Below are 24,878 nucleotides of genomic sequence, written 5' to 3'. Positions count from 1 at the left end.
AACTCGTTGCGATTGTGTTTCGAACATACTTAATGTCGTGCGTCAGTCCGCCGCGATCGGTCCCTCTTGCGGGGTCGGACGGCGGGTGAACCAGACGATCGCGATCAGCGCCACGCACAGCCACGCCGACACGCGGAAAATGTCGGTCGACGCCAGCAGATACGCCTGCCCCACCATCTGCCGCGTGATCGCCCCCGCCGCCTGAACATCGGTCAACCCCATCCGCGTCAGCGCACCTCGCGCCATCTGATAGGGCGAACCCGCCCCGACCGCTTCGGACAAGTGCGACTGATGCAGCGTCTCGCGGCGATCCCAGGCGGTCGTGATCAGCGACGCCGCGAAGCTGCCCGCGGTGATCCGCGCAAAGTTCGAGATGCCGGTCGCCGACGGCAAGCGCTCGGCGGGGATCCGGTCGAACGAGATCGTCAGCATCGCCAGGAAGAACGTGCTCATCGCGATCCCCTGCACCAGCATCGGCAGCATCAAATCGTAGAAGCTCGCATAGGTCGTGTAGCCCGAGCGCAGGTAATAGGAATAGCCGAACGATGCGAACGCCACCGTCGCCAGGATCCGCGCGTCGATCTTGCCGCTGAGCCGCGCGACGAACGGCGTCAGGATGACCGCCACCGCCCCCGACGGCGCCGCGACCAGACCCGCCCAGGTCGCAGTATAGCCGAGCTGCGTCTGCAACCAGAGCGGCAGCAGCAGCGTGTTGGCGAAGAACACCGCATAGCCCAAGCAGAATGCGATCGTGCCGATCGCGAAATTGCGGCTCTTGAACAGCGTCAGGTTCACCGCCGGATTGGCGTCGGTCAGTTCCCAGATCAGCCAGAAGACGAACCCGACCGCCGCGACGAGCGCGGCGATCACGATCCGCTCCGAGGCGAACCAGTCGTCGTTCTTGCCGAGATCGAGCACGATCTGCAACGCGCCGACCCACACCACCAGCATGATCAGCCCGACCTGGTCGATCGGCAGTTTCCGCGTCGGCGTGTCGCGTTTGCCGAGCTTGTTCCAGCACACGAACGCGCAGAACATCCCGAACGGCACGTTGATCAGGAAAATCCAGCTCCAGTGATAATTGTCGGAGATGTACCCGCCGAGGATCGGTCCCATGATCGGCGCGACCAGCGTCGTCATCGACCAGATGCCGAGTGCGGTCGATCGCTTGTGCGGGGGGAAGATCGCGATCAGCAGCGCCTGGCTGCCCGGGATCATCGGCCCGGACACTGCGCCCTGGAGCACACGGAAGCCGATCAGCGACGACAGGTCCCACGCGATCCCGCACAGGAACGACGCGATCGTGAACAGGAACACCGAAACGCAGAACGTCCGCACCACGCCGAACCGGCCCATCAGCCACCCGGTCAACGGCACCGCGACGCCGTTGGCGACCGCAAACGCCGTGACGATCCACGTCGAGTTGTCGCTGCTGACGCCGAGGTTGCCGGCGATCGTCGGCAGCGACACGTTGGCGATGGTGGTGTCGAGCACCTGCATGAACGTCCCGAGCGCGAGCGCGAACGCGGTGAGGGCGAGCGAACCACCGACTAGGGGGGCGGGACCGGGGCCCGAGGGGGCGGCCATCAGGTGCCGCTCCGGTGAGCAGAATACATCCCAACTAGACCACCTCCCCGGCGAAGGCCGGGGCCCAATTGAGGAACGCTCATGAAAGGGGACGGTGTTCCGTTACTACCAACTTCCCAATTGGGCCCCGGCCTCCGCCGGGGTGGTGCCTCATGGATGCCGGTAGCGCGTGCGCTCCTTGTTCTCCCGCGAAGGCGGGGACCCAGACTGGGCTCCCGCCTTCGCGGGAGAACAACGAGACGCGAGCTCATCTCGCAGTCCGAGGATAGAAGCCGCCCCAACATCACCGGTTAGCCGCAATGATCTGACGGATCTTCGCCTCGACCGCGGGGTCGCCCCCGCCGGTCGCCAGCCCCTTGTACGCCGCCGTCGCAGGCCGCCCGACCATCGTCCCCGACTTGTCCGCGGTCGAGACGGTCGTGTTCACCGAAAGCCCCACGCGCAACGGATTGCGCCGCAGCTCGCCCTTGTCCAGCGCGATCCGGACCGGCACGCGCTGGGTGATCTTGATCCAATTGCCGCTGGCGTTCTGCGGCGGCAACAGCGCGAACGCGTTGCCGCTACCGGCACCCAGCCCGACGACGTGACCGTGATAGACCAGATCGTCGCCATACATATCCGCGGTTACCGTCGCCGGCTGGCCGATCCGCAGATCGCGCAACTGCGTCTCGCGGAAGTTCGCGTCGACCCACACCCGGTCGAGCGGCACGACCGCCATCAGCGGCATCCCCGCCGACACCTGCTGCCCGAGCTGCACGGTACGTTGCGCCACGACGCCGTCGATCGGCGCGACGACGTGCATGTGACTGCGCGTGATCGCCGCGCGCCGATACGCCGCGATCGCCGCCATCACCGCCGGGTTGGTCGACACGGTGGTGCCCGCAACGCCGGTCCGCGACTGCGCCTGCTGACTGCGCGCGAGCTGCAGCGTCGCCGCCGCCACCTTCACCTGATCGGCGGCATGGCTCAGTTCCTCGCCCGAGATCGCGCCTTCGGCGGCGGCGCCGCGACGCCGCACAAGGTCGTTCCGCGCACGCGCCAGCTCCGCCTCCGCCTGGACGACGGTCGCCTTGGTCTCGTTAACCTTCGAAAAGTCGGACCGCGTTGCACGTACCACCCGCGCGAGCTCGGCTTCTGCCGACGCCAGGCCGACGTCAGCGGTCGCCGCATCGAGATCGATCAGCGGCTGGCCCGCCTTCACCACCTGCGTGTTGTCGGCGTGGATCGCGGTCACCTGCCCCGGATCGCGCGCGGTGATCGAGACGACATCGCCCGCGACATACGCGTCGTCGGTTTCCTGCTCGGGCGCCGCGAGCAGGAAATGGAATACCGCCCACACGATCGCGGCGACGACGACGACGACGCCAAGGATCGTCAGCCCCCGCCTGCGCCCTCTGGGATTGCCCGCAGGCGCGGCAGCAGGCGCCGAAGCGGGCGCGGGCGTTTCGGTATCGGTCATCGTGTCACATCCTGAAAATCGAAACCGCCACCCAGCGCCAGCACCAGCTGCACGCGCTGTTGCGCGGCATTGGCGGCGAGATCGGCATCGGCCTGTTCGGCGGCGAGCAACCGCACATCGTTGTCGACGAGATCGAGTCGGTTATCGAGACCGCTCGAGACGCGGATCGCGTTCAGCCGCCCGGTCTCGGCAAAGCCGCGCACCACCTCGCGTTGTCGCGCGCGGTCGGCCTCCAGCGCGCCGATCCGCGCGACCGCATCGGCCGCCTCGCGGACCGCGCCGATCACGCGATCGTTATAATCCGCGGTCGCCAGGTCGAGCGCCGCGGTCGCCCCCGCCAGCCCGGCCTTCAACCGGCCATTGTCGAAGATCGGCAGATGGATCGCCGGCCCAGCGCCGACGGTGCCCGCATCGAACGAGACAAGATTGCCGAGCCCGACCGCCTGAAACCCCGCCATCGCAGCGAGGTTGACGTTGGGATAGAAGGCCCGTCGCGCAACCTGACGCCCCGCCGCCGCCGCGTCGATCCGCGCCTGAGCCGCGGCGATGTCCGCGCGACGGGCGAGCAGATCGGCCGGCACCGTCGTCGGCAACGGCAAGACCGCATCGAGCTTCAACGCGGTCGCGCCGATCGTCGCGGGATAATCGACGCCGCGCCCCGCAAGCGCCGCCAGCGCGTTCCTGGCAAGAACCTGCGCCGCCTGCGCGCGCAACAACGCCTGCTGCGCCTGCGCAAGCAACGTGGTCGCCGCCTGTGCATCGAGCTTGCTGCCGAGCTGGTTGCGGATCCGCACGTTGACCAGCCGCAAGCTGTTCTGCCGCGTCGCTATCGTCCGCTGCGCGATCGCCGCCTGTGCCTCGGCGCGCTCGAGGTCGATATAGGTCTGCACGACCGCCCCCGAGAGCTCCAGCCGCGCCGCCGCGACGTCGAGCGCCGCCGCACGCACCGACGCGCGCGCGCCAGCGATCGCCGCCTTCTGCCGCCCGAACAGATCGAGGTTCCAGCTGAGGTTCGCCGCCACCGTCCCGACGAATCGAGTCGATCCCGCATAGGGTGGCGGGATCGTGTAGCGTCCGCTCAGCCGCGCATATTGCTCCTGCGCGTCGAACGTCACCTCGGGGCCGTTATCCGCGCGGTTTGTCGCCAGCACCGCCTGAGCCTGCGTGACCCGCGCCAGCGCGGCATCAAGCGACGGATTGCCCGCCACCGCATCGTGGACCAGCCGATCGAGCTGCGGGTCGCCGAAGCCACGCCACCAGTCCGCTGCAACGGTCGGCGCTGGGCCTGTCGACAGCCCCAGCGTCGCCGGCGACAGCGGCGTAACGATCGTTTCGGATGCAGGCACCGCGCATCCCGCGAGCGTCCCTGCGAGCAGCGCGGTCGTAAAAATTCGGTGTCGAGCGGTCATGGCCGGCGGCCCTCCGTAAGAGCATCGTCGAGCGTCGTGCGGAGCTTCTTCAACAGGCCGATCAAGGTTTCGATCTCGTCCGCGGACCACCCCTGCGCGAGGAGGACGTTCCAATAGGCGACGATCCGGTCGCGACACCGGATCGCGATGGCCTCGCCCTCCGGCGTCAGCTCGAGATTGAGCACCCTCCGGTCGTCGTTCGCGCGCGACCGCGTGACCCAGCCGTGCTGCTCCATCGCGTCGACGAGCCGCGTGCTGGCACCCTTGTCATAGGACAGGTCACGCGCAAGATCCGCACAGGTCGCAGACCGTCCAGCGAGCAGCGACATCAGCGCGGACCACTGCGTGGCGGACAGCCCTTCGTCGACGAAGATCGGCTCGATCAGGCTCTGGCCGATCTGGTGGACGCGTCGCGCCAGATAGCCGAGCGAGCATTCCGGCCCGAATTCAGCGGGAGTGAAAAAGGTCATATGGTTGCCATGGCAACCATTGCCTGAGCAGTCAATTATCAAATCTTCTGATGGCATCGCGCTGCGTTATGCCACCGTCCTCCGATCGACCCCGCCTGTGATGACCCCGCCTGTGGTCCGGCAAGCTCGCGACACGATTGCGATTGCCGACGCGCCGGATCACGCCTCGAGATTGGCGATCCGTTCCTGCGTACAAAGCAGGCAATCGTCCAGCTTAGCCCCCAGCATGAATTCCTGCTCGGAATCGGCAATATCGCGCGACTCGTTGATCAACCGGCTGATGGCCGTCAGGCGTTCGATCGCTTGATCTGCTTTTCGCATCGGACTTCCCCCTATTCGCTTGCCCATGTCTCGGATCCCGAACCGGCCCCACCAGACATTTATAGTCGGCACACCCTTCCGCAGGATTCGCTCATCTATCGCCACGTGCCGGGCAACGATGTCGAGAACGGTCGATGACGCGATTTTCGGCCGCTACCCAATGGTACGAACACGCCGCGTCTGATGCTTGTCATAGTAATTGATCGATGTTCAGAAGCAAGCCCGATTATTGTTGGCTTTCGATCAAGCATTGCTGGACCAGCCGAACTGACGGCCGCTTATAATCGCAATATCAATTTTAATATTTGATAGGTTATCTGAACCGATCAAATATCAAGATGATCAAACGCGCACGATCCGCCCATGCTCAGGGCACGGCCGTCCCGCTCCGCAATTGGCACCCTTGATCATTTCGGATGAGAACTGCGACCGCAACGGACAAACAAAAGGGCCACCCGCTTGAACGGATGGCCCTTTGCGTATCGACGCCGCGCAGCGATGCCCGGCGGCAGGGTCAGAAGCGAATGCTGATCGATCCCTTGTAGGTCTGGTTCGACACGTCCTTGCGCTCGACCGTGGTGTCGGCGCCGACCGATACGTCGACCCGGTCGCCGACCAACGTCAGTCCGGCGCTGACTTCACCCCAGTTCTTGTCCTGCCCGGCAAGCGCGAACAGCGCGTTCGGACCGATCCCGCCGACGAAGTTCGCGCCGAACACGCCCGGCGTCGCGTTGAAATCGTGGACGTAGTTGGCCGCGACATAGGGCTTGAGCGATGCGCCGCCGCTCAGGAACAGCCCGGCACGCCCCTGCACGCTATCGAAGCTGTCGCGGTCGACGTACAACGCCGGGCCGCTCCCGTTCTGGCCGCCAGTCTCGATCGACTTGCCGAAGCCGATATGGCTGGCGCGGATCGACACGCGCGGGCCGACCTTCAGCATCGACAGGTCGAACGCCTTGCCCAGACCGACCTCGCCGACCAGCGTCAGCGCGTTGTCGGTGCTGCGCAACCGGTAGCTGGTGCCGACGAAGCCGACGGTGCGATCGGTCTTGGCGACGAACGCACCCGCGCTGACCTGCGTATCCAGGACGATCCCCGACGTCGTCTCCAGCTTGCCGTACACCGTGCCCTGGTACAATTCGCCCTTGGCCCGCTGCGCGATCCCGCCGGTGGTGCCGTCGGTATTGGTATACGAGACCGACAGGCCGATCACCGCGCCCTCGCCAGCCTGCTTCTCCAGACCGCCGGCGATGAAATAGCCGTCGAACGCGTCATGCCCGCCAAACGGGATCGCGGTCGGCATCGAGCGGCTGCGGCCGTCGATATAGCCACCGGCGATGAAGCCGCCCATGTCGTCGGGAAGCTTGCCCGACTGCATGACCGGACCGCCGGTGTCGCTCATCATGTCCTGCCCGCCCGGCAGGTCGCTCGCCATCAGCGACGCCACCTGGAACGGCCTGCCGATCAGCGCGAGCGTACCGCCAAGCCCGTGACGCGTATCGATCTGCGCGATCCGATCGCGGTAGAACCGCGACATCGTGTCGACCGACGCCACGCCCAGGCTCGACTTCAGCGTTTCCGTACGCGGGGCAAGCCCCTCCAGCGTCGAGCGGATCGTCGCCGCGGTCTGCAGATCGAGCGTACCGTACAGCCCGCTGAGCGCCGCATAGTTCGACCGGTTGCGATCGAGCAGCCCGGCATAGGCGGTCTGGATCGGCGTCGACGCGACGACGGTGCTATATTGCCCCGCGACGATCCGCACCTGCACCGCATTGGTGCTGTAGACATAGTTGGGCGTCAGGATCGCGCTGAGCGGAGTCGCCGCATTGAACGCGCCCGAAACCCCGCCCTGCGCAGTGACGATCGTGTACATATCGTTCGAGCGGATCGTCTGCCCGGCGACGGGTGCGAACCCGACGCTGCCGCCGAGATTGACGATCCCGTTGGTCGCGGCACCACTCGCGTTGAACGTGGTCGCGACGACGGCGAGCTTGTCCGACGTGCCGTTGGGGCCGAGATCGACGAGCAGGTTGGTGCCCGACGCCAGGATAGCGTTGCCGGCGATCGTCAGCGTCCCGGTCGTCCCCATCGTTCCGGGCGCGATCATGCCCGAGACACTGGTGAAGAACGGCGTGTTGATCCGCCCCGATCCGGTCAGCAGGCCGGCAAGCATGAAGTAATCGCCCGGCGTCGTGATCGTACCGTCGTTCTGGACGGTGCCGGTCACCTGGTTGATCGTCATCAGGCTGGTCAGCGACCCGGCCGACGTCACCGCCAGCTTGGCCGCGCTGCCCGCAACGGTGAACTTGTCGACGGTCACCGACGAGCTGAGCGTCGTGGTGCCCGCCGCCGCCAGCGTGACGTCGTAATAGCGTGCGCTACGCTGCGTGGTGCGATCAGGATCGATGTTGTTCGGCACGAAATCGGTCGCGCCCGGCAGGCCGTTGGCGAGCGTCGGCGACAGCGTCGCCTGCAGGGCCGACGCTGCGGGCGCCTCCCCCGACGACACCGGCACGCCATCGATCGTCTCGACGCCGGTCTTCACATCGACGCAATCGGTTTCGAAACATACTTGGCCGAACTTGTTGTTGTCGCCGGCGATCCCCGCGCCCGTCGTGGTCGGCACGCCGTTCACGAGCTGGCCGCCAACGATGATCTGATAGTTCGGATCGAGCGCGGTCACCCAGTGCGACGCGTCGGTCCACGCCCCGTCGCCGGCCTTGGCCTGCGCGTAACGATAAGGATTGTTCGCCGTTATGTAGTCCGAGAAGAGATAGAGTGGCTGATAGAAGCTCGCCGTTCCATACGCGCCGAACGGAGTCTGGTTGTAGAAGCGGTTGCCTCCGGACAACACGCCGATAACGACCTGCTTGGCGAACGTCCGGTCGAGAATCAGCGGACCGCCCGAATCGCCGCCTGCGGTCGTGCCCTCATTGGGCAGCGCATCGTCCTTGAAGAGATTGAAGTCGTACGGGCTCGCGGCGGCGGTGCCGCGGCGAGGATCGTCGAAATCGAGCTGGTACAGATTCTGCGGCTGGCCGTTGCTCGATCCGAACAGAAACGCATTGCGATCGTCGAACGAGCCGAGGATGCCGATCGTGTTCTCGGCGATACGACGGCGATAGTCGATGCCGTTGGTATCGCCGACCAGCGTTCCACCCTGCCCGCTGCGACCATAGCCGGTGATCGTCACGTGATAGCCGGTGCCGGTCGTCGCGCCGATCGTGGCAGGTGCGGGCAGCGCCGACAGCAGCAGCGCCCAGGTCGGCACGTTGGCGGCGGGCGTGTCCAGCGTCGCGATCGCGACGTCACCCTGGATGAAGTTCTGGCTGAGCCCGGGCTTCAGCGAGTCCGCATGATAGACGACCTGGTTGACGTTATAGAGGAAGTTTGCGGTGTTGGTCTTGTACTGCTGCCCGTTGACCGCGCCGGTCGCGGTGGTCGGCAGGAACCAGTCGATCACCGCGGGGCGGTTGTTCTGCGCGAAACCAAACGCGATTGGGATACCGCCGCCCTGCGATCCATATTGCCACGGGTCCTGCGCACCGGTGCCGGCGCCGTTCTCGTTGACGCAATGCGCCGCGAAGATAACCGTGCGCGGGTTGATCAGCGAGCCGGTGCAGATCCCGAGGCCGCCGCCGCCCGCATCGATCGTCATCTGACCGACGCCGTTGACGCCGCCGGCGATATCCTGCGACGTGGTCGGCGTGCCGGGCGCGCTGATGACAATACTCGGTGCGTCGACGAGGTCGGCGGGGTTCAGCGAGCTGCGATAGCCGGTCGACTGTGCGTGCGTCGGAAGATCCTGCGCCGACGCCAGTCCCGGTAGCATCATGCCCGCGATCATCGTGGAGGCCAGCAGCGCGGTGGAGGCCATCAAGTTCAGCCGCGAGCGGCGCACGCCGAACGCCGTGGCGTGCGAGCACGCAGAAACCTTCGTCATCGACACAGTCCCCTGTTCGTGCCGCCCATATTCGGATCGTGCACGATATGAGGAAGCTATTCAGACCAATTCGGGAACGCAATCGGCGATCGGCCGACATCGACAGCTTTGTAATTATCCGTAACGACGCGTTAAATTTGCCACAGGTCGGATTGGGTCGATGTCTGAGCTTTTCTTGACCAGCCGGTGGAAACCGTCGCGCCGGATGGCACGAACCGGGTAGCGCTATCATAGAGCACCGGTTCGTCGAATACCTTGCACTGCGAAAACCCCACCCTTCCCCGATGCCTTCCCCCTTGCTAAGGCCCCTCGGGTAACAGCATTTTCGCTCGGTCCCCGACGCGCCCGCGTGGCCTATACGGCTGCTTTCCCCTCGGCGCCCGGCGGCCCGACGCCTACGGGAAGGACCCCTATGACTGCCATTGGCCAGGATACCCTCAAGACCCGCACCAGCCTGTCGACCGGCGGCAAGTCGTACGACTATTACAGCCTCGCCAAGGCCTCCGAACAGCTCGGCGACATCAGCCGTCTGCCCTTCTCGATGAAGGTCCTTCTCGAGAACCTGCTCCGCTTCGAGGACGGCGTGACCGTCACGCGCGAGGATATCCAGGCGATCGTCGACTGGCAGAAGGAGCGTCGCAGCGACCGCGAGATCCAGTATCGCCCCGCCCGCGTACTTATGCAGGATTTCACCGGCGTGCCTTGCGTGGTCGATCTCGCCGCGATGCGCGACGCGATGACCAAGCTCGGCGGCAACCCCGAGAAGATCAACCCGCAGGTCCCCGTCCATCTCGTCATCGATCACTCGGTGATGGTCGACGAGTTCGGCACCCCCCAGGCGTTCCACGACAACGTCGATCTCGAATATGAGCGCAACATCGAGCGCTACGAGTTCCTGAAGTGGGGCAGCAAGGCGCTCGACAATTTCCAGGTCGTCCCCCCCGGCACCGGCATCTGCCACCAGGTGAACCTCGAATATATCGGTCAGGCCGTCTGGTCGTCGGCGTCGTCGGGTGACCACGGCGACGGCACCATGATCGCGTATCCTGACACGCTGGTCGGCACCGACAGCCACACGACGATGATCAACGGTCTTGGCGTGCTCGGCTGGGGCGTCGGCGGGATCGAGGCCGAGGCCGCGATGCTCGGCCAGCCCGTGTCGATGCTGATCCCCGAAGTCGTCGGCTTCAAGCTGCTCGGCAAGCTCAACGAGGGCATCACCGCCACCGATCTCGTGCTCACCGTCACGCAGATGCTGCGCGCCAAGGGCGTGGTCGGCCGCTTCGTCGAGTTCTTCGGCCCCGGCCTGTCGTCGATGACGCTCGCCGATCGCGCGACGATCGCCAACATGGCGCCTGAGTATGGCGCAACGTGCGGCTTCTTCCCGATCGACGACAAGACGCTCGACTATATGCGCCTCACCGCGCGTTCGGACGAGAATGTCGAGCTGGTCGAAGCCTATGCCAAGGCGAATGGCTTCTGGCGCGACGAGAATGCCGAGGACCCCGTCTTCACCGATACGCTCGAGCTCGACATGGGCACCGTCGTCGCCTCGCTCGCCGGCCCGAAGCGCCCGCAGGACCGCGTCAGCCTCAACAAGGTCGACGAGGTGTTCAACAGCGACCTCCACAAGCTCTATCACAAGGAGCAGCCCGCGCGCGTCGCGGTCGAAGGTCGCGAGCATGACATCGGCGACGGCGACGTCGTGATCGCAGCGATCACCAGCTGCACCAACACGTCGAATCCGTCGGTGCTGGTCGCCGCCGGTCTCGTCGCGCGCAAGGCGAACGCACTCGGCCTCAAGTCCAAGCCTTGGGTGAAAACCTCGCTCGCCCCCGGTTCGCAGGTCGTCACCGACTATCTCGACAAGGCCGGCCTGACCGCGGACCTGAACGCACTCGGCTTCAACCTAGTCGGCTATGGCTGCACCACCTGCATCGGCAACTCGGGCCCGCTGGCACCCGCCATCTCGGCAGCGATCAACGAGAACGACCTCGTCGCCGCGTCGGTGCTCTCGGGCAACCGCAACTTCGAGGGCCGCGTGTCGCCGGACGTCCGCGCCAACTTCCTCGCCTCGCCGCCGCTTGTCGTCGCCTATGCGATCAAGGGCACCGTCACGACCGACATGATCGAGACGCCGCTGGGTCAGGGTTCGGACGGCCAGGACGTGTATCTTCGCGATATCTGGCCGACCAACGAGGAAGTCCGCACGACGATGGACGCCAACATCGACGCCGGCATGTTCGGCGCGCGCTATGGCGACGTCTATGCGGGCGACGCCAAGTGGCGCGAGATCGACGTGACGGGCTCGGACACCTACGCATGGCGCGCAGGGTCGACCTATGTCGCCAACCCGCCATACTTCGAGGGCCTCAGCATGACGCCGTCGCCGGTGCAGGACATCATCGACGCCAAGCCGCTCGCGATCCTCGGCGATTCGATCACCACCGATCACATCTCGCCGGCTGGTTCGATCAAGGCCGACAGCCCCGCAGGCCGCTTCCTGCAGGAGCATCAGGTCAGCAAGGCGGACTTCAACAGCTATGGCGCACGCCGCGGCAACCATGACGTGATGATGCGCGGCACCTTCGCCAACATCCGCATCAAGAACGAGATGGTGCCCGGCATCGAGGGCGGCATGTCGAAGTACGACGGCGAAGTCATGGCGATCTACGACGCGGCGATGCGCTTCAAGCAGGACGGCACGCCGCTCGTGATCGTCGCCGGCAAGGAATACGGCACCGGCTCGTCGCGCGACTGGGCCGCTAAGGGCACCAACCTGCTGGGCGTCCGCGCCGTGATCACAGAGAGCTTCGAGCGCATCCACCGCTCGAACCTGGTCGGCATGGGCGTGCTGCCGTTGCAGTTCGCCGAAGGCACCGATCGCAAGACGCTCGGTCTCGACGGCTCGGAGACGTTCACGATCCTCGACGTCGCGAGCATCCGTCCGCGCCAGGACGTCACCGTGAAGATGACCCGCGCCGACGGGTCGAGCGAGATGTTCCAGACCAAGTGCCGGATCGATACCGTCAACGAGCTGGAATATTTCCTCAACGGCGGCATCCTCCACTACGTCCTGCGCAAGCTGGCCGCGTAAGACTGCCCTACGATCCTCCCCCGCAAGGGGGAGGTGGCGCCGAAGGCGACGGAGGGGGAGGACACGGAACAGAGGTTTCCCTTACCTCCCCCTCCGTCAGGCAAGCGCCTGCCACCTCCCCCTGGCGGGGGAGGATCGATAGACTTCAAACATCTCAGGTTATTGTCGCGCGTCTAGCGCCGAGCCCAGCGCGCTCCCGAAAACAAAAAGGCGGGGCGACCGTGAAGGTCGCCCCGTAGTTCAGGGAGAAGACCGGGACAGGGGGGACCCGGTCGAAGTCGCCGTCCACAGGGGGAGAGGGAGCGGCGACGCTCTCCCTTTCGCGCCGATATGTTGCAGGGATATGTCGGTCGCGTGTTCGAGCGACATTTTTACAATTAATACGCGCTTCGGCATAAATTTCATGCCCGCCTACCCTGGGCGCCGCCTCAGCCGATCATCATCAGGCTGGCATTGCCCCCCGCAGCGGTCGTGTTGATCGAGGTCGACACCTCCTCCAGCAGCCAGTCGGGCGTGTAGGCGAGCGGCGCGCCGACCTTGGCCGCATGGACAAGGACGATCGGCCCGGGCATCGCCGCCACCCGTTCGACCATCTCCGCCACCACCGCCGCATCACCCTCGACCAGCACCGCGGCGAACGGCGCGTCGCTGTCATCTGCGAACACCGAAGCGACTGCTGCAGGAATCCCCTCGGGCAGCGCCATGCCCTCGACCTGCGCGCGATTGCCCGTCGCCAACACGACCGCCATCTGCTCGAGCAACCCCGCTGGCGTGGCGGGCTTCAACAGCACCCGCCCGCGCGGGTGCAGCGCATAGACGTTGCGTTCGCCGACCGGGCCCGGCAGCAGCGTCTCGACACCCAGCGCCGACCCATCGCGATAGAGACGCGCGGCGGTGGCGGTTGCGCGATGGCCACGTTGCCCCAGCCACGCGATGAACGAGTCGAGCAGCGGCATCGCGGTACCGGACCCGATCTGCGCGGTCGCGGCCTCGGTCACGAGCCGCCCGAGATACAGCGGACCGCCCGCCTTCGGACCAGTGCCCGACAGCCCGCGCCCACCGAACGGCTGCACGCCGACGATCGCGCCGATGACGTTGCGATTGACGTAGATATTACCCGCCTTCACCCGCGCGGTGATATCCGCGACGGTCCCGTCGAGCCGCGTGTGCAGCCCGAAGGTCAGCCCATACCCGGTCGCATTGATCGCATCGATCAGCGCGTCGAGCTTGTCGCGCTTGAACCGGATGACGTGGAGCACCGGCCCGAACACCTCGCGTTCGACGTCGCCGATATGACCGATCTCGATGATCGTCGGCGCGACGAACGTGCCGTGCGCGCACTCGGCCGGCAGCTCCTGCTGGTCGACCCGGTGCCCCGCCGCGCGCATCCGCACGATATGCGAATCGATCCCCGCCTTCGCCTCGGCGGTGATGACCGGACCGATATCGACCGCGAGCCGGTCGGTACGGCCGATCCGCAATTCCTGCAACGCCCCCTTCAGCATCGCCAGCGTCCGATCCGCGACCTCGTCCTGCAGGCACAGGATGCGCAGCGCAGAGCACCGCTGTCCCGCACTGTCGAAAGCAGAGGCCAGCACGTCCGCCACGACCTGCTCCGCCAGCGCCGACGAATCGACGATCATCGCGTTCTGGCCACCGGTTTCGGCGATCAACGGGATCGGCGCGCCGGTGGCGGACAGCCGCGTCGCCAACTGGCGCTGGATCAGCCGCGCGACGTCGGTCGAGCCCGTGAACATCACCGCAGCCGTCTCGGGTGCGCCGACCAGCGCCGCGCCGATCGCGCCGTCGCCGGGAACGAGATGCAACGCATCCGCCGGGATCCCCGCCTCGTGCAGCAAGCGCACCGCTTCGGCCGCGATCAACGGGGTTTCCTCGGCGGGCTTGGCGAGCACCGGATTGCCCGCGACCAGCGCGGCGGCCACCTGCCCCGCAAAGATCGCGAGCGGGAAATTCCACGGGCTGATGCAGACAACCGGCCCCAGCGCGGCTTGTGCCGGCCCCATCGTCGTCCGCGCCTGCTGCGCATAATAGCGCAGGAAATCGATCGCCTCGCGGACTTCGCCGATCGCATTGGCCGCGGACTTGCCCGCCTCGCGGATCACCAACCCGATCAGGATCGGCATCCTCGCCTGCATCGCGTCGGCCGCACGATCGAGCGCGGCGGCACGATCGGCCACCGGCGTCGCGGACCAGGTGCTCGCGGCCGCCCCCGCCACGACAGCGCGCGCGTCTTCGACGGAGACTTCGGCGACGTGACCGACGATGTCGCGGTGATCGGCCGGGTTGCACACCGGGCGCGTCTCGCCGCCGGCCTCGGAACCGGCATGCCACGCGACCGCCGCGCTTTCCCGCAGAGCATCGCCTAACGCCGCCAACGCCGTCTCGTCGCTGAGATCGATGCCGTCCGAATTGCGGCGATCGGGAAACAGCCCGCCCGGCAGCGCGATCTCGTCATGACGCGCACCCGGATTGGCCATCGCCGACACGATATCGACCGGGTCGGCGATCATCGCGTCGATCGAAATCGCGGGATCGGCGATCCGGTTGACGAACGAAGAGTTCGCGCCATTCTCGAGCAGCCGGCGAACCAGATACGCGAGCAACGTCTCGTGCGTGCCGACCGGTGCATAGATCCGGCACGGCCGGTCGAGCTTATCCTTGCCGACGACCTGTTGATACAACGGCTCGCCCATCCCGTGCAGGCACTGAAACTCGTACTGGCCGATCGCGAAATCGGGTCCGGCAAGCTGATAGATCGTCGCCAGCGTCTGCGCATTGTGCGTCGCGAACTGCGGGAAGACAGCATCCGGCGCGGCAAGCAGTTTTCGCGCGCACGCGATGTACGCGATGTCGGTGTGGAGCTTGCGCGTGTAGACCGGGAAGTCCGCGAGACCATCGACCTGCGCGCGCTTGATCTCGGCATCCCAATACGCGCCCTTGACCAGCCGGACCATGATCCGCCGCTCCGATCGCCGCGCGAGATCGACGATCCAGTCGATCACGAACGGGCACCGCTTGCCATAGCCCTGGACGACGAACCCGAGCCCGTTCCAGCCCGCCAGATCGGGATCGAGCGCCAGGCTTTCGAGCAGGTCGAGCGACAGTTCGAGCCGGTCGGCCTCCTCCGCATCGATGTTGAAGCCGATGTCGTAGCGCTTCGCCAGCGCGGCGAGACGCGCCACCATCGGCAGCAATTCGTCCATGACGCGCGCCGCCTGCCCGCGGACGTAGCGCGGGTGCAAGGCAGACAGCTTGATCGAGATGCCCGGCCCCGCATAGACGCCGCGCCCCGCCGACGCCTTGCCGATCGCGTGGATCGCGGTCTCGTAATCGGCGTAATAGCGCGCGGCGTCGGCGGCGGTCGTCGCCGCCTCGCCGAGCATGTCGTAGCTGTAGCCGAACCCCTTGGCCTCCAGCTCGCGCGCGCGCTTGAGCGCCTGCTTGATCGTCTCGCCGGTGACGAACTGCTCGCCCATCATCCGCATCGCGAGATCGACGCCGCGCCGGATGACCGGCTCGCCGACCCGCGCGACCAGCCGCGACAACGCCGCGCCGAGCCCGCGATCGTCGACGCTGCCGACCAGCTTCCCGGTCACCACCAGCCCCCAGGTCGCGGCGTTGACGAACAGCGACTTGCCGCCGCCGAGATGCGCGGTCCAGTCGCCGCCTGCGATCTTGTCGCGGATCAGCGCATCGCGCGTCGCATCGTCGGGGATCCGCAGCAGCGCCTCGGCGAGGCACATCAGCGCGACGCCCTCCTGGCTCGACAGCGAATATTCCTGCACCAGCCCCTCGACGCCGGTACCGCGATGTTCGGCGCGCATCCGCGTCACCAGATCGCGCGCCGTCTCGCGCACCGCGGCGTGCGTTTCGGGGTCGAGCGTCGCGGACTTGATCAACGGTGCGAGCGCCTCGGCCTCGTCCAGCCGATACGCGGCGGTGATCGCCGATCGCAACGGGGTAGCCTCGCGGATAGCGGGGGCGAAGGCGGCGAAGGGCTGGCTGGTCATGCAATCGCCATAGATCGCTTCCAAAAGTCGATCCGACTTATGTATCGGCATCGGACGGGCTATATCGCTTTTGTACGCGCCATTCGCGGACCGATCGGAGTGATTTGATGCCCGCAACAGTCGAAATGGATGGTTTCGACCACAAGATCGTCGCTGCGCTGATCGAGGACGGCCGGATGTCGGTCACCGACCTCGCGGCCGCCGTCGGGCTCTCGAAGACGCCGTGCCAGGTTCGCCTGCGCAAACTGATCGCGAGCGGCGTGATCCGCGGCTTCTGCGCGATCGTCGATGCCGAGAAGATGGGTCTCGATCACGTCGCGTTCGCCGAAGTGAAGCTCGACGACACGCGCGAGCAGGCGCTCAAGGCGTTCAACGCCGCGGTGCGTCGCATCCCCGAAGTCGAGGAATGCCACATGATCGCGAGCAGCTTCGATTATCTGCTGAAGGTCCGCACCGCCGACATCCGCCGCTACCGCGCGGTGCTGGGCGAGAAGATCTCGAGCCTGCCGCACGTCGCGAGCACATCGACCTTCGTGGCGATGGAAACCGTCAAGGACCGGACCCGCTGAGCGACGGGTCCGGCCAATCTGCGGCTATTGCTTGATCGGCGCGAACGAGAACAGTCCGCTGCGATAGTTCATGACGACGTGCGTGGTGGTGATGCCGTCATGGACGACGACCTTGGCCTGATCGGCATGCGGCTTGGAATGGCCGAGCTTGGGGTTGCTGGCAAAGCCGATACCGTCGTGGAGCAGGCTGAAGCCGTGGCCACCGTCGCGCGCATGGACGACGCTGAGCGCGTAGGTCCCCGGTGCGGGCACGCGCAGGCAGAGCGACACCACGCCGCTCGCGGGCACGGTGATCACCGACCGGCGGAAGGTCTTGCCCGCGCCGATCAGCACGTTGTCGTCGGCTAGGAAATCGCCATCGCGCGCCGGATAAAGCTCGGCACGCAGCACGCCGACGCGGTCCTTGAGACCGTCGACGTCGACGATCAGCGCAGGCCCGGGTTCGTTGGGTCGACAGCGCGCCTCGACGGTGCCGAGCCTCGGGGTCGAGGGAATAGGGGTCGCGGCGTTTGAAGTAGCGGCGAGCGCCAGTATCGAAAACAGGATCACTTGTTACGCTCCATGGTGGCGAGTTCGACCGCGGTCAGCGCCGCGCCGAGCAGAAGATGCGTGACCAGCCACAGCCCGGCGATCATCGTCAGCACCGCGGTCACTTCGGACGTCCGCCCGACGGTGAACGCGACCAGCCCGGCGAACACGATGTCCTTGTTCGGCAACAGCGGCAGGCGCGAGACGAGCATCCGCAACGTCGCCAACGCGAGCCACCAAGCGAGCGGCGCGGCGGGCATCACGGCTGCCCACAGCAACGCGGCCAGCACGGTGGTCGCGACGATCCGCAGGAAATGGATGACTGCGATCCGGGTCAGTTCCGGGCGCGGCAGAGTCAGCAGCCGCTTGCGCAGCACCAGCGTGACGAGCGACGGGATCGCCATGCTCGCCGCCGACACGATCATGACCTTCGCGCTGGTACCGAGATGCAGCGCGGCGAGCGCGTGCCAGCTCGCCGCCGCCAGCGCGAGCGTGCAGACGTTGGCGACCACCGCGGACAGGATCGCGACGTCCTTGATCGCGCCGAACGGCGTGCCGACCATCGTCGCGTGCTTGCGCGCCCAGCCGTAGAAATAGAGTTCGCCCGAATAGCCGAGGATGATCTCGTTGCTGATCCGCTTGCGCAGCAGCGCGAGGATGCCGCCCGCCGGCAATCGCCAGAGCCGCCGGTAGATCACCCATTCGCTGAACGGCGTCACCAGATAGCCGAGCGCGAAGATCGCCCAGAACAGCGGCGACATCGGCACCATGCGCAGGATGCCCGGCACGTCGAGACTGCGCAGTTGCCACAGCGCGGCGATCAGGATCGCGGCCGACAGCAGGGGCGCGAGCCAGCGGCCGATGAAGCCCTTGCGGACGACCGTCGGGGTAAGCGCGGGAAAAACCTCGGCGCGCGTCAGCGTCAACGGCATCTCTGTCATGCGACATTGCTCCGGCAATAACGGGATCTGGGCAGCGGCTCGCCGCGGAGGCCGGCGCGTGCCGTGCCGAGCGGCGCCGAAGCGGATGAGCCGAATGGGGTCATGCCCACAGGACGCCGCCGGCAACGCGCAGCCGCAGCCATGCCCGACCCATCAGTGAAATAATTTGCGCCTATCCATGGGGACGGACTGCGGAAGCATCGACGCGGCGCCGTCCCGTCATCAGTACGCGACGTATGAAGGCAACACCATGGTGACATCCGAACAGAGTGGCGGGCAGCGCCCACCCGCTGCCGATGCAAACCGGCCGGCGGATCGGACATCGCCGGCGCAACGGCGCCTTGTCGTCTCGATCCACGACGTCTCCCCCGCGTTCGTGGCGCCGATCGACCTGCTCGCCGAGCGGATCGACGCGATCCTCGGCGGACCGAAGTTCGCGATGCTGGTGGTCCCCGATCACTGGGGCGCCGCGCGGCTCGATCGTGCCCCGGCGTTCGAGCGGCGGCTGCGCGCATGGTCCGACGCCGGCGTCGAGATGTTCCTGCACGGCTGGTTCCACCGCGACGCGAGCGATCACCGCAACGCGGCCACTGCCCTGAAGGCGCGGTATATGACCGCCGGCGAGGGCGAATTTCTCGGGCTCGACGCGGTCGAAGCCGAATACCGGATGCGCGCCGGTCGCGACATGGTCGAGCACGCGATCGGCCGGTCGGTCGCGGGCTTCATCGCGCCCGCCTGGCTCTACGGACCGGGCGCCCATGCCGCGCTGAAGGCCTGCGACTTCGCGCTGGCCGAGGACCATTTCCGCGTCTGGCAGCCTGCCACGGGCGCGATCGTCTCGCGCGGCCCGGTCGTGACCTGGGCCAGCCGGACGCGCGCACGGACCGCCAGTTCGCTCGCGGTCGCCGCCGCGGCACGCGTGATGCCCGACTGGATGCCGACGATGCGAGTCGCGGTCCATCCCGGCGACGTGACCAAGGAATCGCTGCTGACCAGCATCGACCGGACTCTGCGCACGCTCGCCGAGCGCCGCACGGTCTCGCGCTACGCCGACCTGGTCGCCGATCAGATGTCCACCGAACCGGCGCGGGAGATCGCGCCATGAAGATCGTCGACGTCTGCGCGTTCTACACGCCGACCGGCGGCGGCGTCCGGACCTATATCGATCGCAAGCTCGTCGCGCTCGGCGCGCGCGGGCACGAGATCGTCGTCATCGCCCCCGGCGAGGAGAACCGCGAAGAACAGCGCGGCCCCAACGCTCGCGTGCGCTGGCTGAAATCGCCACGCTTCCCGCTCGACCGCTCCTATCGCTACTTCGCCGACCGCGCGGCCCTGCATGCGATGCTCGACGAGGAAAACGCCGACGTGGTCGAGGTGTCGTCGCCGTGGCGCAGCGCATCGATGGTCGCGGACTGGCGCACACAGTCGGGGTCGTGCGCGCGGCTGTCGCTGATCGCACATGCCGATCCGCTGTCCGCCTACGCCTATCGCTGGTTCGGCAACGTCGCCTCGACCCAGGCGATCGACCGCGCGTTCGACTGGTATTGGCGGCATCTGCGGCGGCTCGATGCACAGTTCGACCATATCGTCAGCGCCAGCGACAGCCTGACCCAACGGTTGCGCGAGGGCGGTCTCAACAAGGTGACGACCGATCCGATGGGCGTCGACCCGGGCCAGTTCTCGCCGCGGCTGCGCGACGCCGACCTCCGCCGCGAGATGCTCGCGCTGTGCGGACTTGGCGAGGACGCGCTGCTGCTGATCGGCGTCGGTCGCCATGCCCCCGAAAAGCGCTGGGACATGGTCGCGCAGGCGGCGACGGTCGCGGGCACGCAGACCCCGGTCGGCGTCCTGATCATCGGCGGCGGGTCGCGCCAGCGCCGCGTGATCGACGCGATCGGCGACAACCCGCATGTCCGCCTGCTCGAGCCGATCCGCGACCGCACCGCACTCGCTCGACTGATGGCGAGCGCCGATGCGCTGATCCACGGTTGCGAAGCCGAGACGTTCTGCTTCGTCGCGGCCGAGGCGATCGCCTCCGGCCTCACCCTGATCGCTCCCGATCGCGGCGGCGCCGCCGATCTCGCGCGGACCAGCGACGGCGTGCTCTATCGATCGGGCGACACGCAGGCCGCAGCCGATGCGATCCTGACGTTCGCACAAACGCGGCTCGCGTCGGTGCCTGGTCCGCTCGACCGGCCGATCCGGACGATGGACGATCATTTCGACGCGCTGCTCGCGCTCTACGCGGGCGATGCCGCAACGCACGATCTACGCCAGCAGGGAGCCGCATGATGACCGCCGTCGCCCGGACGCTGATGCCCGACACCCGCGAGGATGCGCTGCCGATCGCGACGCCCATGCCGAGACCCTCGGTCTGGGACGACCGCCCCCCTGCGCCCCCCGCCGCAGAGACGCCGTGGCGTTCGCCGCTGTTCTATCTCGCCGCGGTCGCCGCGATCTTCCTGCTGATCGCGGTCGGCGTCGTGCTGGTGTGGCGGGTCGTCACGCGGTCAAAGAGCCTGTGATACAGCCTATGATACTCCCGACCGTCCTTCGGTAGCGACAGACGCCGCCATCCGCGGTATCTGCTTCGGTTCCTGAAGTTCGGAGGAATGTCGTAGCCGACGCGGACAGTTTTCAGCCTGCCGGGCTTTCGGCGGTGCTTGCGGCCCATCGCCAGCAGCTCGTCCGGTTCTTCACCGGGCGAACCGGCAGTGCTGCGGAAGCCGAAGACGTGGTCCAGGAAATCTGGTTGCGCACCGCAGAGCCGATCACAGGACCGATCGCCAATCCCCTCGCCTATCTCCACCGCATCGGCCTGAACATCGTGCTCGACCGCGTCCGCGCCAGCGGAAGACGCGCACGCCGCGATACCGGCTATGCGGAAACCATGACGACGATCGTCGGCGACGAGGCGGTCGACGAAGCGCCCTCCGCGTTCGACGCGGTGTTCGGGCAGCAGCGGATCGCGCAACTGGCAGTTGCGCTCGCCGGCCCGCCCGAGGGCGCGATGCGGGTGTTCCGCCGCCACAAGATCGATGGTCTCTCGCATGCCGAGGTCGCGGCCGAATTCGGCATCACCCGCAGCGCGGTTGAAAAACACATCGCCGTCGCGCTCAAGCATCTCAGAAAGGCACTCGATGATCGAAACGACGATTGATCGTCGCGCCCGACTGCGGTGCCTGACGACCGGTGGCGTCTATGGTACGAGCGGGGGGCATCCGCTTGGAACGAGGGCGCCCAGATGGATGCAATGACCCAAGACCCGATCGACGCAGCGGCGGCCTGGCACGCGCGGATCGATGCGCCCGACATGGACTGGGAGGGTTTCGGCGACTGGCTCGCTCGCGATGCCAAACACCGCGCCGCGTATGATTCGATCGCGCTGCTCGATGCCGAAATCCGCGACGCCGCCCCCGCGATCGCCGCCCAGTTACCGGCGAACGACGACGCGGTGGTCGAGCATGAGGCGTTCGTGCCCCCCGCTCGCGCATCGCGCTGGCGCTGGGCCGCGACCGGCACCGGCGGCGCGCTCGCAGCCGGTCTCGCGCTGCTGTTCGTCGCCCCGCAGATCGGCGGCGACGACGCGCAGGTCTATGTGACCAACGCCGGCACCACGCGGTCGCTGACGCTCGCAGACGGCAGTGCGATGCGGATCGATCGCGGATCGCGGCTCTCGGTCGCTGGCGGCACGACCCCGCGGATCACGCTCGCGAGCGGTGCCGCAAGCTTTGCCGTCCGTCACGATCCATCGCGAACGCTGATCGTCCGTGCGGGGGATTACGACATCCGCGACGTCGGCACCCGCTTCTCGGTGGTCAACACCGGTGGGACGCTGTCGGTCGCCGTTGCCGAAGGCGAGGTCAGCGTGACGCCCCACACCGCCGACGGGTCGACACCAGCCACGGTGACCGCCGGGCAACGGCTCGATATCGACACCGTGACACGGATCGCCGAGCGACGCACCATCGCGCCCGGTTCGGTCGCAGACTGGACCGATGGCCGGCTGAACTATGACGGTACGCCGTTACCGCTGGTTGTCGCCGACATATCGCGGTATGCGACCGCCCCGCTGGTGGTCGATCCGTCCGCCGCGGGGCTGCGTTTTTCCGGGGTTTTGACGATTGGCGATGGATCGCGACTCCTCGATCAGCTTCGCGCGGTTCTACCGGTACGCCTGCGCCGCGCTGATGGCGTCGTGCATATCGAACGCAGCGCACGCTAACCAGGCGAGCCCGCGCGGTATCAGCATCCCCCCGAGTTCGCTGCGGAGCGCGCTCGACTCACTCGCACAGCAGACCGGCATTTCGATCGGCATGGCCGGGACTCTGCCGCAGGTGCAGACCAAACGCATCGATCGCGTCTCCGACATCGCGCAGGCGTTGCGCAAGCTACTCGCTGGCACCCACCTGCGCGCGGTTCGCGTCGATGCGACGACGTGGCGGATCGAGCCCGTCCCGCACCACGACGCCGCGTCGAAAAAGGCAGCGACCGCGCCATCGACCGACACCGGTGGCGATATCATCGTCACCGCCAGCAAGCGCGACGAACGGCTGTCAGACCTTCCCGCCTCGATCGGCATCTTCGGTGCCCCCGCGCTCGACCGCCTGAGCGGCAAGCGCGGGCTGGTTGACCTGCTGGCGACCACGGACGGGGCCTTCTCGACCAATCTCGGGCCGGGCCGCGACCGGGTGTTCCTGCGCGGCGTCGCCGACAGCGCGTTCAACGGCACCAGCCAGTCGCTCGTCAGCCTGTATCTCGACGATGCGCGGATCGGCTATTCCTCGCCCGATCCCGATCTCAGAATGGTCGATATCGACCGGGTCGAAATCCTGCGCGGTCCGCAAGGGACGTTGTACGGCACCGGCGCGCTGGGCGGCGTCGTCCGGATCGTCACCACCCCGCCCGACCTGAACACCGTGTCCGAGACGCTGTCGACCGAGGTCACCGGGATCAAGGACGGCGCGCTCGGCGGCGCACTCGATGCGACCATCAACCTGCCGATCGTCACGGGCAGCGTCGCGCTGCGCGCGTCGGTATGGGCCGAGACGATGCCCGGCTGGATCGACGACAGCGAACGCGCCAAGCGCAACGTCAATCGCACCGGACGGACCGGTGCCCGCGCGGCGCTGCGCTGGGCGATCGGCAACGGCTGGACCGCGACCGCGAGCGGCGTCGGCCAATGGATCGACACCCGCGACAGCCAATACGCCACGCGAGGGCTGACGCGCGCGACCTCGATCGCCGAGCCGCAGGACAATGATTTCGTGTCGGGATCGCTCGACATACGCGGATCGATCGGGCGTCTGGACGTACAATCGACCAGCTCGATCGTGTCGCACGACTTCGCCAGCACCTACGACGCGAGCAGCAGGGCAAGCCTCCTCGGCACCACGACTCCGCTCGCCTATGACGAAGAACGCGCGATCCGACTGCTGACGCAGGAATTCCGAGTGAGCGATCCGTCGGCGCGTCATCCGTGGATCATCGGTGCGTCGCTGCTGAAGGGCACCACCCGGCTGAAGGGTAGCTTCGTCTCGACCGACGACACCCTCGCAGCGCGCGACGACAAGGAGGCGGTCTTCGAGGCCGCGCTGTTCGCCGAGGGAACCGAGCGACTGTCCTCCGCGCTCGACTTCAAGCTCGGTCTGCGCGGCTTCATCACCACCAACGACATCGAACAACAGGGCCCGCAGGAGCAAAGCGCGACCAAGCTCGGCGTCACGCCCAGCGCGACGCTCAGTTGGCACCGCGACGAGATCGGCCTGGTCTGGCTGCGCTATGCGAGCGCGATCCGGCCTGCCGCAGTCTCACGCGACCTGCCGGGTAACGACCAGAAAATTCCGGGCGACGAACTGCAAAGCCTCGAACTCGGCTGGCGGGTCCGCGCGTTCGACGACCGGGTCAGCCTCACCGGCGCGGTCTTCGGGTCGGTCTGGGAGCATCTGCGCAGCGACGTCGTCGACTCGGACGGACTATTCGGCACGATCGATGTCGGCAACGCCACCAATTACGGGATCGAATTCGGCGCGCGTCTGGACGCGCGACCACTGACGATCGACGTCGGCACCACCATCCAGCGTGCACGACTGACCTCCCCCAGCGAATACCAGCGTGGCAACGACGACGACCGCCGCCTGCCCGTCGTCCCCGATTTTTCCGCGCGGTTCGGCCTGACGCGGAAGTTCTCGCTGAACGCGCTTCCGGCCAGCGCGTATTTGACCGCGCGTTATATCGGCCAGACCCGGTTGAGCTTCGACCCGACGCTCGATCGCCGCGCAGGCGATTATGTGGCGGTCGCCGCCGGCGCGACGATCGACGACGGTCCGCGCCACTGGTCGCTCGCGGTCGACAATCTCTTGAACGGACGCGGCAACAGTTTCGGCTTCGGCAACCCGTTCACGCTCGCGGCCACGATGCAGACCGTCCCGATCCGTCCCCGGGCGATCACGCTGCGCCTGTCGATCGGGTTCTGACGCGACCTCGTCGGCCCGCGATCTCCGCTAAATAACCAATTTGTTTG

The 24,878-nt window shown here is 66.9% G+C and carries 17 protein-coding genes; 8 read left to right on the top strand and 9 right to left on the bottom strand.

All coding sequences use genetic code 11. From position 1 onward, the window contains the following. Nucleotides 1-42: 42 nt before the first annotated feature. From ACLBWL_RS05590 to ACLBWL_RS05565, 6 genes are all read right to left on the bottom strand, one after another. A complete protein-coding gene (locus ACLBWL_RS05590) occupies nucleotides 43-1,587 on the bottom strand; it encodes a DHA2 family efflux MFS transporter permease subunit (protein WP_447790971.1) in 1,545 nt (514 codons plus the stop codon). Nucleotides 1,588-1,870: 283 nt separating this feature from the next. Next, nucleotides 1,871-3,046 (bottom strand): efflux RND transporter periplasmic adaptor subunit, encoded by a 1,176-nt coding sequence (locus tag ACLBWL_RS05585; RefSeq protein ID WP_447790969.1) that lies wholly within the window; start codon nucleotides 3,044-3,046, stop codon nucleotides 1,871-1,873. Further along, a complete protein-coding gene (locus ACLBWL_RS05580; RefSeq protein WP_447790967.1) occupies nucleotides 3,043-4,455 on the bottom strand; it encodes an efflux transporter outer membrane subunit in 1,413 nt (470 codons plus the stop codon). The genes ACLBWL_RS05585 and ACLBWL_RS05580 overlap by 4 nt, the downstream gene beginning before the upstream one ends. After that, complete coding sequence (locus tag ACLBWL_RS05575) at nucleotides 4,452-4,925, bottom strand: MarR family winged helix-turn-helix transcriptional regulator (protein ID WP_447790965.1); 474 nt, start codon at nucleotides 4,923-4,925, stop codon at nucleotides 4,452-4,454. Before ACLBWL_RS05575 ends, ACLBWL_RS05580 begins: the two co-directional genes overlap by 4 nt. A gap of 159 nt (nucleotides 4,926-5,084) precedes the next feature. Beyond that, complete coding sequence (locus ACLBWL_RS05570) at nucleotides 5,085-5,273, bottom strand: hypothetical protein (protein WP_447790963.1); 189 nt, start codon at nucleotides 5,271-5,273, stop codon at nucleotides 5,085-5,087. A 487-nt stretch (nucleotides 5,274-5,760) separates the two neighbouring features. Then, the gene (locus ACLBWL_RS05565) at nucleotides 5,761-9,189 is read right to left on the bottom strand and encodes an autotransporter domain-containing protein (protein WP_447790961.1); all 3,429 of its coding nucleotides are present in this window, start codon (nucleotides 9,187-9,189) and stop codon (nucleotides 5,761-5,763) included. A 412-nt stretch (nucleotides 9,190-9,601) separates the two neighbouring features. Here ACLBWL_RS05565 and acnA point away from each other — a divergent pair, with 412 nt between their 5' ends. Beyond that, entirely contained in the window at nucleotides 9,602-12,286 is a 2,685-nt protein-coding gene (gene acnA, locus ACLBWL_RS05560) for an aconitate hydratase AcnA (RefSeq protein ID WP_447790959.1), read from the top strand. Nucleotides 12,287-12,714: 428 nt separating this feature from the next. Here the strand turns inward: acnA and putA are convergent, their stop codons facing one another. Further along, nucleotides 12,715-16,317, bottom strand: coding sequence for a trifunctional transcriptional regulator/proline dehydrogenase/L-glutamate gamma-semialdehyde dehydrogenase (gene putA, locus ACLBWL_RS05555; protein WP_447792014.1), 3,603 nt, complete (start codon nucleotides 16,315-16,317; stop codon nucleotides 12,715-12,717). A gap of 107 nt (nucleotides 16,318-16,424) precedes the next feature. Between putA and ACLBWL_RS05550 the strand changes: the two genes are divergently transcribed. Then, nucleotides 16,425-16,886: an Lrp/AsnC family transcriptional regulator gene (locus tag ACLBWL_RS05550; RefSeq protein ID WP_447790957.1), complete on the top strand. Its 462-nt coding sequence runs from the start codon at nucleotides 16,425-16,427 to the stop codon at nucleotides 16,884-16,886. Between the two features lie 24 nt (nucleotides 16,887-16,910). On the opposite strand, the gene ACLBWL_RS05545 is transcribed toward ACLBWL_RS05550, so the two are convergent. Continuing rightward, nucleotides 16,911-17,435, bottom strand: a complete 525-nt coding sequence (locus ACLBWL_RS05545; RefSeq protein WP_447790955.1) for a DUF2141 domain-containing protein — start codon at nucleotides 17,433-17,435, stop codon at nucleotides 16,911-16,913. Next, nucleotides 17,432-18,355 (bottom strand): hypothetical protein, encoded by a 924-nt coding sequence (locus ACLBWL_RS05540; protein ID WP_447790953.1) that lies wholly within the window; start codon nucleotides 18,353-18,355, stop codon nucleotides 17,432-17,434. Before ACLBWL_RS05540 ends, ACLBWL_RS05545 begins: the two co-directional genes overlap by 4 nt. Before the next feature lie 250 nt (nucleotides 18,356-18,605). Here ACLBWL_RS05540 and ACLBWL_RS05535 point away from each other — a divergent pair, with 250 nt between their 5' ends. The 6 genes from ACLBWL_RS05535 (at nucleotide 18,606) to ACLBWL_RS05510 (ending at nucleotide 24,831) form a co-directional block, all read left to right on the top strand. Further along, nucleotides 18,606-19,460, top strand: a complete 855-nt coding sequence (locus ACLBWL_RS05535) for a DUF2334 domain-containing protein (RefSeq protein ID WP_447790951.1) — start codon at nucleotides 18,606-18,608, stop codon at nucleotides 19,458-19,460. Beyond that, on the top strand, nucleotides 19,457-20,647 hold the full coding sequence (locus ACLBWL_RS05530) for a glycosyltransferase (protein ID WP_447790949.1): 1,191 nt from the start codon (nucleotides 19,457-19,459) through the stop codon (nucleotides 20,645-20,647). Before ACLBWL_RS05535 ends, ACLBWL_RS05530 begins: the two co-directional genes overlap by 4 nt. Further along, complete coding sequence (locus tag ACLBWL_RS05525) at nucleotides 20,644-20,880, top strand: hypothetical protein (RefSeq protein WP_447790947.1); 237 nt, start codon at nucleotides 20,644-20,646, stop codon at nucleotides 20,878-20,880. Before ACLBWL_RS05530 ends, ACLBWL_RS05525 begins: the two co-directional genes overlap by 4 nt. A gap of 134 nt (nucleotides 20,881-21,014) precedes the next feature. Continuing rightward, nucleotides 21,015-21,515, top strand: coding sequence for an RNA polymerase sigma factor (locus ACLBWL_RS05520; protein ID WP_447790945.1), 501 nt, complete (start codon nucleotides 21,015-21,017; stop codon nucleotides 21,513-21,515). A gap of 93 nt (nucleotides 21,516-21,608) precedes the next feature. After that, complete coding sequence (locus tag ACLBWL_RS05515) at nucleotides 21,609-22,580, top strand: FecR family protein (protein WP_447790943.1); 972 nt, start codon at nucleotides 21,609-21,611, stop codon at nucleotides 22,578-22,580. After that, nucleotides 22,486-24,831: a TonB-dependent receptor gene (locus ACLBWL_RS05510; protein ID WP_447790941.1), complete on the top strand. Its 2,346-nt coding sequence runs from the start codon at nucleotides 22,486-22,488 to the stop codon at nucleotides 24,829-24,831. The genes ACLBWL_RS05515 and ACLBWL_RS05510 overlap by 95 nt, the downstream gene beginning before the upstream one ends. Nucleotides 24,832-24,878: the final 47 nt, after the last annotated feature.

The sequence above is a fragment of the Sphingomonas sp. M1A8_2b genome, assembly GCF_053345535.1.
Note: the sequence above shows the minus strand (reverse complement) of the source record. Positions and strands in the feature narration are given on the sequence as shown.